We start from the raw sequence: 347 nt of genomic DNA, 5'->3' as shown, positions 1-347 counted from the left end.
CACCCACCCATCAACCGTGACCGCCCGAGCCGGATTGGCACCAATGCTGTCGAATGATTGTAGGCCCCGCAACACCGGAACCGCCTGCGCGGTCGCCAAGGCCCTCCACGAAGGACCCCAGTCGTTCGCGAACGAGCCGTCAACCTTCTGCTGACCGGCAAGCCATGCCTGGCCCTTGACAGCCTGGTCTTTGTGGATGGCATCCCCGGCCCGATACAAACCCGGTGCCACTCGCGTCGTCGCACGCACATTCGCACCGTGGCCTGGCCAACCCCACCCATCTGTCTGACGATCGGCATCCAACCGTTTGACAAGCGCCGCCTTGACAGCCGTAATCCCCTCCTGAC

At 64.0% G+C, this 347-nt stretch carries 1 protein-coding gene; it reads right to left on the bottom strand.

Annotated features, from left to right (window positions below; genetic code table 11):
* Window positions 1–249, bottom strand: a 249-nt coding sequence (locus ASV53_RS26725; protein ID WP_205049261.1) for a hypothetical protein, incomplete at its 3' end; no start/stop codon positions are given.
* Window positions 250–347: the final 98 nt, after the last annotated feature.

The sequence above is a fragment of the Photobacterium sanguinicancri genome (assembly GCF_002265265.1).
Lineage (GTDB): Bacteria > Pseudomonadota > Gammaproteobacteria > Enterobacterales > Vibrionaceae > Photobacterium > Photobacterium sanguinicancri.
The sequence above is the reverse complement of the archived record's forward strand: the minus strand, read 5'-3'. Positions and strand labels throughout refer to the sequence as shown.